The 14,971-nt window shown below is 38.9% G+C and carries 12 protein-coding genes; 4 read left to right on the top strand and 8 right to left on the bottom strand.

All coding sequences use genetic code 11. From position 1 onward, the window contains the following. Window positions 1-176: 176 nt before the first annotated feature. From ACESQI_RS00905 to ACESQI_RS00895, 3 genes are read right to left on the bottom strand one after another with little or no spacing between them, the layout of a single operon-like run. Complete coding sequence (locus ACESQI_RS00905; protein WP_373125361.1) at window positions 177-1,916, bottom strand: Mfa1 family fimbria major subunit; 1,740 nt, start codon at window positions 1,914-1,916, stop codon at window positions 177-179. 48 nt (window positions 1,917-1,964) lie between these two features. After that, window positions 1,965-3,401, bottom strand: a complete 1,437-nt coding sequence (locus ACESQI_RS00900; protein ID WP_373125360.1) for a hypothetical protein — start codon at window positions 3,399-3,401, stop codon at window positions 1,965-1,967. An 11-nt stretch (window positions 3,402-3,412) separates the two neighbouring features. Continuing rightward, window positions 3,413-4,012 carry a DUF3575 domain-containing protein gene (locus ACESQI_RS00895; protein WP_373125359.1) on the bottom strand — a complete coding sequence of 200 codons (600 nt, stop codon included), beginning with the start codon at window positions 4,010-4,012 and terminating at the stop codon, window positions 3,413-3,415. Between the two features lie 400 nt (window positions 4,013-4,412). On the opposite strand from ACESQI_RS00895, the gene ACESQI_RS00890 reads away from it, so the two are divergent. Beyond that, window positions 4,413-5,603 (top strand): AraC family transcriptional regulator, encoded by a 1,191-nt coding sequence (locus tag ACESQI_RS00890; RefSeq protein WP_373125358.1) that lies wholly within the window; start codon window positions 4,413-4,415, stop codon window positions 5,601-5,603. Further along, on the top strand, window positions 5,600-6,715 hold the full coding sequence (locus ACESQI_RS00885) for an AraC family transcriptional regulator (RefSeq protein WP_373125357.1): 1,116 nt from the start codon (window positions 5,600-5,602) through the stop codon (window positions 6,713-6,715). The genes ACESQI_RS00890 and ACESQI_RS00885 overlap by 4 nt, the downstream gene beginning before the upstream one ends. A 159-nt stretch (window positions 6,716-6,874) precedes the next feature. Here ACESQI_RS00885 and ACESQI_RS00880 read toward each other — a convergent pair whose 3' ends face one another. Next, window positions 6,875-7,477 carry a nitroreductase family protein gene (locus ACESQI_RS00880; protein ID WP_122201262.1) on the bottom strand — a complete coding sequence of 201 codons (603 nt, stop codon included), beginning with the start codon at window positions 7,475-7,477 and terminating at the stop codon, window positions 6,875-6,877. Window positions 7,478-7,766: 289 nt separating this feature from the next. On the opposite strand from ACESQI_RS00880, the gene ACESQI_RS00875 reads away from it, so the two are divergent. Continuing rightward, on the top strand, window positions 7,767-8,399 hold the full coding sequence (locus tag ACESQI_RS00875) for a viroplasmin family protein (protein ID WP_007483384.1): 633 nt from the start codon (window positions 7,767-7,769) through the stop codon (window positions 8,397-8,399). Window position 8,400: 1 nt separating this feature from the next. On the opposite strand, the gene ACESQI_RS00870 is transcribed toward ACESQI_RS00875, so the two are convergent. Next, window positions 8,401-9,633 (bottom strand): hypothetical protein, encoded by a 1,233-nt coding sequence (locus ACESQI_RS00870; protein WP_373125356.1) that lies wholly within the window; start codon window positions 9,631-9,633, stop codon window positions 8,401-8,403. An 11-nt stretch (window positions 9,634-9,644) separates the two neighbouring features. Next, the gene (locus ACESQI_RS00865) at window positions 9,645-11,477 is read right to left on the bottom strand and encodes an ABC transporter ATP-binding protein (RefSeq protein ID WP_007483383.1); all 1,833 of its coding nucleotides are present in this window, start codon (window positions 11,475-11,477) and stop codon (window positions 9,645-9,647) included. A gap of 200 nt (window positions 11,478-11,677) precedes the next feature. Between ACESQI_RS00865 and ACESQI_RS00860 the strand changes: the two genes are divergently transcribed. After that, complete coding sequence (locus ACESQI_RS00860) at window positions 11,678-12,517, top strand: hypothetical protein (RefSeq protein ID WP_373125355.1); 840 nt, start codon at window positions 11,678-11,680, stop codon at window positions 12,515-12,517. A gap of 222 nt (window positions 12,518-12,739) precedes the next feature. On the opposite strand, the gene ACESQI_RS00855 is transcribed toward ACESQI_RS00860, so the two are convergent. Both ACESQI_RS00855 and ACESQI_RS00850 read right to left on the bottom strand, forming a co-directional pair. Continuing rightward, window positions 12,740-13,855 carry an MAC/perforin domain-containing protein gene (locus tag ACESQI_RS00855; protein WP_373125354.1) on the bottom strand — a complete coding sequence of 372 codons (1,116 nt, stop codon included), beginning with the start codon at window positions 13,853-13,855 and terminating at the stop codon, window positions 12,740-12,742. 208 nt (window positions 13,856-14,063) lie between these two features. Beyond that, a complete protein-coding gene (locus tag ACESQI_RS00850) occupies window positions 14,064-14,969 on the bottom strand; it encodes an alpha-1,2-fucosyltransferase (protein WP_195570550.1) in 906 nt (301 codons plus the stop codon). Window positions 14,970-14,971 lie beyond the last annotated feature (2 nt).

Here is a 14,971-nt window from a genome sequence, read left to right as displayed (position 1 = left end):
TACTGCGAAAAAAGTCGCAGGGATTTTTCATTTTCGGTAGGAAATGGCAAATGCGCCCTTTCCGGTTCCGTCCTCTCTTTGCGCCGGAGCGGAAGCGCTTTTCTAAAGCCATTCCATGTAGGAGAAACTCCCTCATGGAATGGTTGTACATTAAGATAAAACTATTTCAAGAAAAATTAAAGGTTCACATTTTGGCTGACAATCTTCCAAGAAAGGATATTGATTTTCGCACCAACGTAATAAGTGTCATCATCCGGATCGTCACCGGGAACAATTTTTTCGTTTTCGTCAAAGATTCCCTTGCCTATATTTTCCAATTTGTCAATGGTAACTACGTAGTGATGATTGCGCACCACACCGTATTTGGCTTCCGGAATAGTTCCATTTTCCACAACTTCATCATTATTAAGGTGTTCAATAGGAATATTATAGTACATCAATCCACCATTGTAAGCGATGGCGTCTGTGGAAGCGGCAGCCAAATTATTGTTAAGAGTAGCGATAATTTCATCCGAGTAATTAGAGCCGTTCCCTGTATATAATGAAGTCCCATGCTCATTCGTAAATATCACTTTCACTTTTCCATCGCCTACATTCTCCAATTTCACATACTCTTTGCCAATCTGGGTATATTTTGTATTACCCATATCATCTTGACCGTCTTCATACCACACGTCCAATTGGTTTTTCGTCTTCAGTACACTGAGTACATATTCGAGGAAAGAGTCTTGTTTGAAAAGCACACCACTGTAACGTACGAGGTTTAGTGCATTGCCGCTTACATCGCAAATCTTGGCTTTCAACAAGATGCTCGTAACAGCAGAAGGAAAATTAGCGGTAACAATAGTGTTGGTGTTGGTATTTTCGGCACAATAGGCAGGGGTTTCCAATGCGGTTAAACCAGTTTCCAAATCAACATAGTTCAAATATTGGGAATTGGCAGAAACTCCTGCTACATTTTCAGGATAACCGGAAAGGCCGTAGTTGAACGACTTGCCCCAGTGACTGCGGTAATTAACCGCTCTGTTCCATGTAAAACCCAAATCATTATCTGTCCAAGTCGGATCTATGTTCTTAACCATGAACGAATTCTTCGCCGTAGCATTCAATTTCCACCCGAGCAGTTCCACATAAAGGTCTTCCGAAGCGATATTACCGCTTTCGGCTGAGTTATCTTCACCTGCTACAGTGACTTTTATCGGATAACGCCCATTTTCATCTTTTTCGAGTTCATCAGACACGTTCAAGGTTACTTTGGCAGCCAGACGCTCCACATATACGGTCACCGTATTAGTAATGGCACTCGCATCTGTCATCGGTTCAAGAGAGAAATGTTCCTCTTTAACTTCCGTCACGAAATACTTTTCCCGATTGGTGTCGGTGTAGCTCGTAGTGCTCATGGTAAAGTAATTGGTGGTGACACTATTGGTTGTTTCCGGATAATAAATGCCTTCCGCATTATTATCTGCAAGCACTGTCTGCATTTCATCGAGCGTGTTTCCATACACGAAACCGTTCGGCTTGTTAAGTACTGCTACCATATACTTAGGATAGCTTTTCTTGTCCAGCCCTTTCAGCACAACAACGTTGTTACCCGCAAATTCAATATTTCCGGCAGGAGTTGTTGTCGAGGGGGTGCCACCCGTCCAAACATCACCTTGTGTCACAAATACACCGTCTACATCATAAAAGTAGAAGTAGGCGTTTTTTACGGATTGTTCGTTTGTCCCGTACTCAAACTCACCTTCTGTCGCCCTTGTAAGGGAGCTTGCATCAGCAAGGCGGACATTGATGTAAGCCTCATCTCCTGTGAAAACATTCGGTGTATCATTTGGAATGATTTCCAATTCATCGTTCGAACATGCACTCAATGTAGCGCATACGAACAAACCTAAAAATAATTTATTCATCTTCATAAATGTTTGTAATTCAATTTTGTTAATAATATACTCTCTCATTCATTCTTAATATATCTCTTTTTCAAGCTGTTCAAGCGTAATGCCGGCCTGCTCTAATCCGAGCAATTTCGCCTCGTTCAGATAACGTCGGGCACTGTCGGAATCCTTTTGCCGGATAGCCAGTGCACCTCGGGCATAAACAGCCTCGGACGAATCGCCCGCTTTGGCAAGATAACGCTTCGCATTTGTGAGGTCGCCACGACGTATAGCGGCATTGGCTGCGTTCAAATTGGCAATGGCGTCATCTGGGAACATGCGTACCGCTGTCTCGAATACCTCAGCGAACTCATCCGTACCGGGCGCATACTCCTGTGCAGCAAGGTAGAACTCGTTCAAGCTCAGTTTTTGCGGTCGTTCACGCATGATTCGTTTTATTTCCTCCACATCGCTGTAACTGCGGATAGTGTAGGCTATGCGGTAGTCGGTGTGGCGCAACGCCGGATAACAGTTCTGTAACAGGAAACGGTATTCTACCGGATAGGTACTTTTTATTTTCCACTCTTTGGCATCCGGTTCCAAATTGCCGTCTATCAAAGCGATGATTTCCGTGCGATGTTCAAGATTCGACCGCTCCACATAGTGGCGTAATCCTACCCAATCCTCCGGTTCGTAGTCTGTCGTTATTACGTCGCCTTCAAATCGGTAGAGTTGCTGTATATGATTCTTCAATGCAACGGTACGTCCGATAGCCAACTCTTTGTTATGTGCATAAGGACTTTCGGGCGAAGCATAACCTTTCAGCCATACCGAAGTGATGGTTATGTCCATGTCGCTTCGCACAGAGTCAATCGATGACTGTATTTTCCCGAGTTCAACGGTGTTACGCCGATAATCCGGATAAATCACCGTTTGGTCCACCGGAAAGTCGATGAATGCCGAACCTTCGAGTGAATCACGTTTTTCGATCTGCCCTTGCGGACGTACATATACCAATTCAGGGAAAAATGCCTCAGTGTGTCGCCCAAGCATGCCATTCTGCTCTGCCAGCAAAGTGTTGCAACATCCATAGTCGGTACGATGAAGCGAAAGCACAGAGCCGTTCATCCATTCGGCATATGGTAGCAGATTGTGGTATTCGATAGCATCAGGTTTTTCCGAAACCTTATAACTCTTTTCATCTTTTCCCGATAACATACTCTCGCCATTGCGTACATAGAAGTAATAACGTCTCCTGCCGTAAATCCCTACAGATTGCAAGTCAAGTGAATCATTACCATTGACCAACCTTGGGGTAAGAAGTACGGCACGATTATTGTCCACATTAAGCCCTGACAAGTCCCAAAGCATATCTATGGCGATATATCCGTCGTTACGTTCCATTCTGAGATTCTCTACGGAAACGCCGTCTACAATGTCCTGTTTCCGCATGTCGGTTATGATCTGCGCTTCCGCCACCGCAACTATTCCCCCAAAGACTGATAGAACATATAAAATCTTTTTCATCTTGCACACAATTAAAATATATAAACAAGGTTGATTGCCACTTTCGTCGGCCCCACGTAATGGTGCGACTTGTCCGTTTCTATCCTCTTGCCACACCCGGCACACTGGAAGCGGTCATAGCGTGTATAGGAATAACCAAAACCTATTTCCGCCTCAAGGTTCCAATGCCGCCCCAGTATCCATGCATATCCATAAGCTATGCCTGTACCGATAAACCAGCCCTGATAACGGGTATCCTTCAATCTGCGAGCACCCGTGCCAAGGAAGTTGATTTTTCCATCAAAACCTCCTATATTATATTGTCCGCCATGAATATGAGTACCCACAAAGTGCCCCGAGAAGCGGTCGCAGAACCAGTATCTGACTTCAGGTTGCACAGCCCAGTGTTTCCAGCGCCGATCGTGCGAGAGCGTCCACGCATTAAACTGTCCCGTAACGTCTAAAGTCCATTTAGGTGCAAGTCCGATCTCTATTCCCAAATTCGGATTCAAAAAAGCATCCGCCAGAACATTACTCTTGACAGCCATATCCTGGGCTTTGACACCCTGCGTAATACCGGTGATGGCAACTACCACCAGAACAAATATTCGTCTTATAATTCCATTGTCCATAGTTTATGGTTATAGTTAATTATTGCGTTCCAAATTTCACAAACAGTCCTCGGATAGACAGTCTCCGTCTTTTTTGTTCTGCACAAAGAAACGATGTATTTGTTTTCGCATAATGCCAAAACGTATAAATCAGATATTAATCATATTGGCAAAATCGTAATAAGCATTGTACGCAAGCTGCAATTTTGTAACAGGCATGTCAAATCATCAAATCCTGACTCATTCTTGAAGCGTACGAAGCCATTATTAACAGTAGTAATGCAAAAAGTATAGTAAATCGAGCTATCTTTGTATTGTATAATGCCAGTGAGTCTATGACTATCTACCCAAGTAATTTTAGTGTACCGGGAAAAGTCAGCAGAAATACACTTTAGAGAAGAAGAATTTGAATTCAATTAATATGGGAGCATTTGTCACATACAGCAACTTGATGACCTATATTTTACCGATATTTTGTTCGGCCATCTGTTCGGTCTTTGCCTTATTATTAATATGGAATTATCGTAATCTTGCCGAAAGGAAATTAAGACGGGTCGTGAGTATTTATTGTACCCTGATAGCCGTATGGTGGTCATCCTTTTTATGGCACGTACTCTCTGACGATCCGGTATTCCTCCCGGTAGATATTCCTTTTGCCCTGTCATATATTTATATTCCCATATTGTTCTACAATATCGTTTATTACCTGACCTATTTAGGAAACAAAAGGAATTTTCCCATACAGAATTACCTTTGGCCGATTCCTACATTGGCAATTATCCTGATAGCGTCAGTCTGGATATCGCCTCCCGAAGAAGGATTTTCTACCGGATTATTGTTACTCGAACGATATACGGAGCTTTTTATATCCGGCCTTTTACTGCGGTTTATCCCAGCGGTAGCCTATATCGTTCCGACCGGCCTGCTGTTGTCGCGGTATTATAAGCAGACGGTACTTCTAAAGGCCGACACGGATCGAAAATATCTCAGAATAATATCATCGCGTTGGATCATCGTATTTTTCATACTTTCCATCGCTATATTGCTCATCGCTTTTTTACCTTCGTTGGTTGGCGCAAGCCAATGGCTTATCCGGCTGAATGCGTTATGCATTATGGCTCAGGAGATCTTGCTTACATACCAGGTTATCTGCAGGCAATATCTCTCTTACAAAACCTCCGATTTGTTTCCGGTCAACGAAAAGAAAACGGGTAACAACAGTTTGAATGCCAAACAGCACCTTGAGCCAGACAACGCACACGAACAATTGAGCAGGAGAACGTTCGAAAACTATATGTCCCAACAAAAACCATACCTCAACCCCAATTTCAAACTGACTGACATGGCCGAGGCAATGGGAGTGAACCGTACCATCATGTCCAATTTTGTCAATCAAACTTACGGAATAAATTTCAAGCGTTACCTGAACCAGTGCCGAATCAGGGAGTACCAGATTCAGATGGAAGATCCTTCGAACGAACGTAAAAATCTGTATCAGGTAATGGCCATGGCGGGATTCAAGGACTTCAGACATTTCCAACGTGCAATTCAATTGGAAAATATATATAAAGAACAGTCTCACAAGGAACCACAAATAAATAAAAAAGGATGAATCAAGATATCGAACGTGCAATAGCTTTCTCAATACCCGTAGTAAGCGCTGCAGTCAGCCTGATCATGATTTTGCTTGACACAACTCGCTCTTCCAATACGGTCAACAGGAAGATACATTACAGTATGATCACCGTATATTGCCTGATAATGCTGTACTGGAGCGGACTGGTTATGCATTCCGTCGCCCACGACGCTTTCATAACATATCTACCTGTTTTCTTTTCCTCGTTCAGCTTTATTCCCGTATTCCTATATCTGATCACCTATATTATTACGGGAATAGGCGAACGGAAACGTTTCCCGACATACCATTTTATCCTTCCGTCGTGTTTGACCGTAACCATCTGCATGATTGCCTTTATTGTGCCGTTCCAACAACGATGGACTGCTATTTATGATAACGAAGCAAGCCTGACAACGATCATCGACATCATGTTTATCGTCTGTATTTTGCTGAGCATTTTATACTCCGTACTGAGCCTGCTCCGCATAAAATCGTATAAACGTCAGGTAACCGATTATTCCGCCGATATTTATCGGATGTCGCTGGATTGGCTGTCCTTTATCATCCTGTTCAGGGTCGTGCTGCAAACCTTGCCGATAGCCGGATTGATATTAGGCATCGGACTATTCAATAATTTGGGAGGTATTTGGGCATTTACAGCATTGCCGCCAGTCTTTACCCATATCGTACTATGCCTAAATATCCTTTCAGAGAATTATGTGATTATCGAGCCTGTTACTGCCAAAGAAAAGGAAATGACCGCATCGGGAAATTATGCGCAATTAGGACGACAGCGGATCGAAATGTATTTAGAGAATAAGAAACCTTATCTAAATCCGGAATTCAAAATAACCGATATGGCTAAGGACCTTTTGTCCAACAGGACTTATATATCGGCTTTCATCAACCGAGAATATGGCATGAACTTCAATCGTTTCATCAATAATTACCGGTTGAAGGAAGTAGAAAGATTACAGTCGGAAGCTGTACAAAAAAAGCAAAAAATATCTTCGATGGAGATTGTTATTCATGCAGGATTCAGTAATTACCGCAGTTATTTTCGGGCTAAAAACATGATGAAAAATGATGTTGTTTCCATGGATTAAAAAAGTATTCACTTCCTGATCCAATTAATTATTTATGTCCAAATTGTCCAAACAAACAAATGGAGATTAAGAAGTTATCTTTCTAAATCTCCATTAAAATATTCATAGGAATATTGCCAATATTTTAGGATTAAAAGTAATTCATTTCTTACTACGGAACTACTTAAATACTTTCACTCTTTCAGAGAGTGCTTTAAATTCTTTATCACCCGGTTCTCCAACCGGCATACCAAATGGCATTTCAGCAATCAGATGCCAACTAGCCGGTAATTCCCAGGTACGACGCACTTCCTCATCAATCAGAGGATTGTAATGTTGCAAAGAAGCACCGAAACCTGCATCTTCCAACATACTCCAGATCGCTAACTGATGCATGGCCGATGTTTGTAAAGACCACCCAGGAAAATTATCTTTATAACTGACAAATGTATCCTGCAGCGTTTGCACAACATATTGATCTTCAAAGAACAATACAGTACCATAACCACTTTCAAAACAATTATCAATCTTTGATTCTGTATTTTTAAAAGCCTCCGGAGTTACAATCTTCCGTATAGCATCTTTCACTATTTCCCATAGTTTCTTATGATTCTCACCCAAGAGTAATACGACGCGGGTCGACTGAGAATTAAAAGCTGATGGTACGTGGGTTACCGCAAAATTTATAATACGTTCTATCTCTTCGTCAGAAATAGGTGACTGGTTTGTGATTGAATAATAACTTCTCCTGTGTTTCAGGACATCTTTAAATGATTTCTGCATCATAGTCTCCTTTCTTTGGGTTTATTAATCTATTATATAGAGAACAACTGATCTTGAAAACTTGTTCGATAAGTAGTACTTCAAATTTAATTCATACTATGACAACGTTTTATTAAAATGCAAATGATCGCAGATTTTCGCAAATTAGAAGGTTTGCTGTACTTGAGAGACGATATTTTTTGCGTGAATTTGCGATAATCTGAGTTTCAATGATAGGTTCATTTAACTAGGATACAGTACTTACTAAAATATATTTGTAACTTTACCGCCCGAATAAACAAAAAGATGAATGGCAAAGCAAAAATTTTATGTGGTATGGGAAGGCGTAACTCCAGGCATTTATTCTTCCTGGACTGACTGCCAACTACAAATTAAAGGATACGAAGGAGCCAAATATAAGTCATTTGACAGCCGAGAAGAAGCAGAACGTGCTCTCGCATCATCTCCCTACGCATATATTGGTAAAAATGCCACAAACAAAAAAGGAAATAAACCTACCTCACACACGTTGCCTGCTGCTGTAATAGAGAATAGCCTTGCTGTAGATGCAGCCTGCAGTGGTAATCCCGGTCCGATGGAGTATCGCGGAGTACATGTAGCCAGCCAGCAGGAAATATTTCACTTTGGCCCAATGAAAGGTACAAATAATATAGGTGAATTCCTAGCATTAGTACATGGACTTGCCCTACTGAAACAAAAAGGATTCGATATGCCCGTCTACAGTGACAGTGTGAACGCTATTAGTTGGGTAAAACAAAAGAGATGCAAAACCAAATTACCACGCACCGCTGAAACGGAACAGCTTTTTTTATTAATAGAACGTGCTGAGAAGTGGTTGAAAGAAAACACCTATTCTACCCCTATTCTGAAGTGGGAAACCAAAGAATGGGGCGAAATTCCCGCTGACTTCGGAAGAAAATAAACTACTTGAACTTCTTTATCAGAAAACTCGGATTCACACGCAGATAAACACCAAAAGAAAAACTGGTGGCACTACCCGGCTTTATCACTTCCCCATCTGCTTTAGTCATGGTACCAGGCAAATACTGATAAATATCTGCTTTAGCGCCAAGAGCATAGTGCTTACCAAATGAGCGAGAATATTCTACAGAAAGGAAAAGAGTTTGCGGATCATTATAAAACGCCCCCTCTTCTTTCGTGGAAACAGAGCCAAAATAAGGAATACCAAGCAAAGAGATAAAATCCTTTGACATAAAATACCCACCTTTCACACGTATGTCTTTAAGATCAGTGTAAGCAGCAGCGTATAGCCCTACTCCTTTATCAAAAGGCCATAAATGTCCCGCCTGCTGATAATAGGCTACTGCATCCACTTCTACATTCACTCGTTTCAGCACCGGGCGATTTACGTTCCAGGTTACTCCGGCTCCAACAGAACCATTCATCAATGTTTGTACCGAATTAGTATAGATTGTATCCTGTTCTCCTCCACGATGCTGAATAGTCATTTGTACAGGAGTATAATAATGAAAACGAGCCTTAGGATCATTGTATTTTATAAGCGAAGACAACCCTACTATAAATGCTTCCTGGTGGGTATCTTCTTCAAAAATATAACTCAGCCAGTTGACCCATGCATCCAGATGTAAATGCCGGGAATCATATAGAAATTGTAATCCCATCTCCGGATCAGCGGTCAGATTTAACTCCGGACTGTAAAGAGGAGCAATCAGACCATGATTAGAGCCACCGTAAATATCTCCTAGGATAAGATTCACATGAGACAAAGCCAACTGCGCTCTGAAATAAGGCAAGATATGCGTTCCACGTTGGTATTGATTTCCTTTCCAGGTAGCTATATCATGATAGGCATAATTGGGAAATTTATAAGCACCGCTATAAATCAATGCATGTGCTCCCAACTCCAGTTTCATATTTTTCAGCGGATAATAGACAACTTTAGGTTCCAGCCACATACCCGGCAACGAATATCCTTTCATCACAGTACCGGCATACTCGTTATCTTTAAAAAAACTGATATTATCCAGTTCTACCGACAACTCTCCTACACGTTCAGGATTAATCTTGTAATCAGTCTTACATACTTTCTCCTCCACTTGTGCCCGGACCGTTGTAGTTGCTATGAGAAGCATCACCAAACAACCTGTCCATCCAATATATCTGCCGTATTTCATTTTACCATCTATCAAAGAGATTGCATATCATTCAGCCGCTTATAGTATCCGTTCATTTCCAATAACTCTTCATGCTTACCGCGTTCTACAATCTCTCCTTCATAAAGTACGCAAATTTCATCTGCATTCTTTATTGTCGAAAGCCGATGGGCAATAGCAATCGTCGTACGTGTTTTCATTAATCTTTCAAGAGCTTCCTGTACCAGACGTTCAGATTCTGTATCAAGAGCAGAAGTTGCTTCATCAAGAATCAGAATCGGTGGATTTTTCAATATAGCCCGAGCTATACTGATACGTTGACGCTGCCCTCCGGATAGTTTACCACCACGGTCTCCGATATTAGTGTTATATCCATCTTCCTTTTCCATGATAAAATCATGGGCATTAGCAATCTTAGCAGCCTCTATCACTTGTTCCATAGTTGCATTTTCCACACCGAAAGCAATGTTATTGAAGAAAGTATCATTGAAAAGGATAGCATCCTGATTCACATTTCCAATCAAACCACGTAAATCAGATATACGTACATCTTTAATACTGGTACCATCAATTTTTATATCTCCGCCTTGTACATCATGATAGCGAGGCAACAAATCAACCAGTGTAGACTTACCGGATCCGGATTGTCCAACTAAAGCGATTGTTTTTCCTTTTGGTATTGTTATACTGACATCCTTCAGTACCTCTCTTTTTTCGTCATAACTGAATGTGATATGTTGAAACTCTATCTTATCATTCAATCCATTCAACGGCTTCGGATTCGGAGATTCCTTTATTTTGTTTTCTGCTTTCAATATCTTATCTACGCGCTCCATAGAGGCCAATCCCTTTGGTATATTATAGCCCGCCTTTGAGAATTCCTTTAATGGATTAATTACGCTATAGAGAATTACCATATAAAAGATGAAAGAAGGAGCATCTATTGTCGAATTATTTCCTAAGATTAACGATCCTCCAAACCACAACACTATTACAATCAACAATGTACCCAAAAATTCACTCATCGGATGAGCCAATGATTGTCTGATAGCAACACGATTTGTAGCATCCCGATATTCGTTACTGCACTTTGTAAAACGATCCACCATTTTCTTCTCCGCAATAAAAGCTTTAATAATACGGAGTCCTCCCAAAGTTTCTTCCAGCTGCGACATGGTATCACTCCATTTTGCCTGCGCCTCCAAAGACTGGCGTTTCAATTTCTTTCCGACAACTCCCATCACCCATCCCATACCAGGCAATACAAGTATTGTAAACAAAGTCAACTGCCAACTCGTAATAATCAATGTTCCAAAATAGAAAAGAATCAAAATTGGATTCTTAATCAACATATCCAACGAACTGGTGATAGAATTCTCTACTTCACCAACATCTCCACTCATACGAGCAATAATATCTCCCTTGCGTTCTTCGGAAAAGAACCCCAATGGCAACGACATCACTTTTGAGTATACCATTATGCGAATATCACGAACTACACCTGTACGTAACGGGACCATTACAGCTGAAGAAGCAAAATAACAGGACGTTTTCAACAGCGTCATGAAGGCAAGAAACAATCCTAAAAAAAGTAGTGTCAATGAAGCCCCATTTATAGTGATCATATCCGTCACAAAAAAATAGAAGTTATTCACCACCTTTTCTTTCAATCCTACACTCGCATCCCAAGGAATAAACTCATAAACTTTATTATCCATCTTAAACAGAATTTGTAAAATCGGAATAATCAATGTAAATGAGAAAACATTAAGTACAGCAGACAGTATATTCAACAATATAGCCCATCCTAAATATTTCTTGTAAGGCGCCACGAATCGGCGCATGAGTTGAAAGAATTCCTTCATTAGTTTGTCATTAAATGAATTAGGGTGCAAAGATAGGAGATATTTCTTTTAGTAAAAACCGTTTCCTTATAAATTAATGTAAAGTCCTTCATAAATTGTCTGTAAAGTCTCCATAATAACAAATACTTCAAAACAATACGAAATTATTTGGTATCATAATCTAAAAATATATATCTTCACATTTTCAAATCTAAAACAAAATGAGTTCAAAGATTTATTTTATCTGTTTTGCAGACTCCAGGCTTCAGAAATCAATCAATCGTTTAAAAAATGAAGTGAAAGATTTTAAGATGATAGACGAAGTCTATTTTTATACAGAAAAGGATTTTGATCCTTATTTCAAAAAAGAATTTCATCCTATCCGTCACCTTCGTGGATATGGTTACTGGAAATGGAAGCCCTATTTTGTAAAGAAAATATTTGATCAGATCAATGTAGATGATATAGTTATATGGTCAGATGTAGGTAATATATTCAATATTAGAGGTGAGCAAAGATTCAAAGAATATCTTAATATGGTCCGAAAAAATAAAACTGGCATTCTCTACTTCCGCCAAGAAGGAAATGTAGAGAAACTATGGACCAAGGGGGACTTATTCAAATTTTTCAATGTATATGAAGATCCAGCATACACAGATAGTTACCAGGCTTGGGCCGGCTGCTTCATTCTAAGAAAAACAGACATGTCACAACAACTCGTTGATAGATGGTATGACATACATATGAATCATTATGATCTAACTACCGATAAAAGGTCCCAAGTTCCTAATTTATCAGGATTCAGAGAGAATCGACACGATCAAAGTGTCTTTTCCTTACTAGTAAAATCCTATGATAGTATACAAATTTCCAGTACCGAAGTATATGGTGGTGAAGAAGGTTGGAAAACTCAAGTACTATTTCCTATCTGGGGAGCCAGAAAAAAAGAATTCAAAGGGAATAAAATAACAAAAAAAATAGAGACTTATTACAAATGGTTCTATCGAAAATATTTAATCTTTTTTGAAGATATGCATATTGACAAATTATCTGAATGGTAATAACGGTGTAGAGTTTTACCTAATATACAACAAGTTTTTAATCCACTGAAAGAGCAGAACTGTTACAAAAGAACTGTATATAAACAGTAGTTTTACTTATGTACAATAATTCAGCTAACTTTATCCTGTAAAAATATTCTAAAAAAGTAAAAGTAAGAGGTAGTCTTAGCCAACCACCTCTTACTTTTTTACCTTCATTTCTACAAAGTCTTCTATCTTACGTCAATTTGCAGGATAAATATAACCTGAAGTATGCTCAAAACGAACATATTCCGGATATGATTGGACCAATGTTGGAAACGTAGATGTATAATGATCTCCTTGTCCTGCATTATAATATTCATATAATATTTCTGTATCCATTGTAGAATGTTCATAAACATACCCCAAAAGACCATTCATGACCCAACCAGAATAGATTAGATGCATATTAGGCATCGTTGTAGTACAATGATTAAATCCTGTATCAGAATAATATTGATATAGAGGTATTGTTCCAGACACTTGCTTTTTTAATACAAATCCTTCTAAACGAGAGAAAACCCATCCATTATCCCTATTATCATCATCATAAGGATAAGTAGTAGTATCATGATTGGTCCCCTTGCCCGTATCTGCATGAAAATAAGTTTTTAAAGGTAACACCTCCAAAACATTCAATTGAGCAGATTTTATATATCGTTTAACTGCAGTTTTAATTTCCTCTCTCTTTTGGGGATCTGAAATAAAACTATAAATAGGATAAGTTTCTTTCCAAATAATTTCATTAAGGCAAGCGTTTCCCAAGGAAACTGATTTCTCCCAACCTTGTATATCGACACTAGTAGGCATTCCCTTTTCCAAATCATACTTCAAATTAGTACCACTACCACCATAAAACAGCACATACAATTCTTTACATTGGTTCTCTTTTACAAGACTTTCATCAATTGTTTTATCATAGTCTAAATTATACTCAAACCCCATTTTCCCTAAAGAAGATTTGAATCCTGAGTTTACAGTTTCTTTCTTTATAGAAGCGTCTCTAGTTTTGGTAATAACAGACCTAAACATTAATTTATAACGTCCATCAATTACAAAATCAGTTAGAACATGAGTTCCACACCTCTCTATAAGCCTATCCGCAGAGAGACGATTTAAATCCTCTTTAAATTCATCAGACAAATAATGAGTCAGACGAGTCACCTCATCATTAATACGAATATATTTCAGATTTCTAATTGCATCTAAACTTACGAAGGAATATTTATCAGAATACGAATATTCTGTTTTTAAATAAGAATTATCTTTAATATTCCCAGAAAGTAACCATTTAAAAAGAGTATTTACAAATAGCAAAGACCTTCTAAGATCAAATTTACACTACGGAAACTTTGTTATTCATTTGGTGTGCAAAGCATTAACACACATAAAAGATTCTGCAAACAAGACAGAAGTTATGAACATTAGCTCTTATTTTTGTAGTACAAATTACTTCATACATTTAATATAAACTAACTCATACTACAAAGGTAGATACTAAAACAATAATAAATATAAAATCAGATTATAGATAGACAGGATTTTGCAATAGCTTTCTCCAACTATATTCAGTTACATCGTCACAGAGTATTACATATTTTCCAATATTATCATCCAATAAAGCGCCATATTTCCCCAATGTGCCTTTACTTGTGATTTGATGTTTACAGTGGGAAATAAGATATAAATCCATATATCCTTTATCAGAACCGTTTATATCAACAACACTATAATTATCTGACAATGGCAAATCACAAACAAGCTCTTTGGCAACCCAATCCGGTTCATCTGAGAAAAAATAAAAAAAAGGATTCTGTAACTTGTCATTGAGAAAATGAATTGCTTTCTGAAAATAATTCAAAGTTGCAGGTTTTCCATAAGCAAAAACCTCCCCTTTTAAATCCCCTCTTCGCACATGCACGGCAACACTGGAAGGACAATCCGCTATTTCATTACATAATATCTCATTCCGTTCATCCAAAATATTACTCTCCCACTTAAATAATTGACGAAATTTTTCTAACCAAAGTTCTGGAGGCAACTGGTAGTAGCCTCCCAGATAAACAGGAGCAGTACATTGCAAAAATGAATAATCGTCAATTTTCAAATTGCCTTCTGTTTTATTTCCCAAAAAATAAAATTTCCGTTTATAAACACGAATCATTGTCTTGGAAGCCTCTTTCAAACATAAATGAGGGAAAGCTTTTAACAAATCAAAATTACGAACAAAACACTGATTAAGATCACTTCCCCAATCCTCAAAAAATGATAAATCATAATAAACAGACTCCCCTTTATCGACAAAACATTGTCCTAACAGATACTGATGCATTTGTGAGCAAATGCCTCCATCCAATAATACTACCACTTTAGAAGAGATTAATTTACTCTTCGTTAGGATCTTATAAATCTCGTAATCTAAACTCTTCATTT

The organism is Bacteroides sp. HPS0048, assembly GCF_964240755.1.
GTDB classification, from domain to species: domain Bacteria; phylum Bacteroidota; class Bacteroidia; order Bacteroidales; family Bacteroidaceae; genus Bacteroides; species Bacteroides nordii.
Note: the sequence above shows the minus strand (reverse complement) of the source record. Positions and strands in the feature narration are given on the sequence as shown.